This window comes from uncultured Tenacibaculum sp., from assembly GCF_947498805.1.
Lineage (GTDB): Bacteria > Bacteroidota > Bacteroidia > Flavobacteriales > Flavobacteriaceae > Polaribacter.
The window spans coordinates 1-338 of the sequence record NZ_CANMLT010000029.1 but is presented as its reverse complement, the minus strand read 5'-3'; the positions used below and the strand labels follow the sequence as shown (position 1 = coordinate 338).

The window sequence follows — 338 nt, the reverse complement described above, 5'->3', positions numbered from 1 at the left end:
GCATCGGTAATTGCGGTTACTCCTCCTAAAGCAATCAAGCCTGCAATAGTAGTTACTGCTGCTGGTGCATCACTTGCCTCACATCCTTCTTGATCGATAGCGTTTAAACTTCCTGTTACTGATGGTGCAGTTTCATCTTTGATATTAATAGTTTGTTGAATATCTGTACTGTTTCCACAATCATCGGTAATCGTATAAGTACGAGTTACTACAAATACTGTTGGACAGGTTCCTGCTACTGAACTATCACTACTTGTTACAGTTAAGTCTGAATCACATGCATCGGTAATTGCGGTTACTCCTCCTAAAGCAATCAAGCCTGCAATAGTAGTTACTGC

The 338-nt window shown here is 40.5% G+C and carries 1 protein-coding gene; it reads right to left on the bottom strand.

All coding sequences use genetic code 11. From position 1 onward, the window contains the following. Nucleotides 1-338 (bottom strand): hypothetical protein (locus tag Q0873_RS18200; protein WP_299110223.1); only part of this gene is annotated, 338 nt, incomplete at both ends.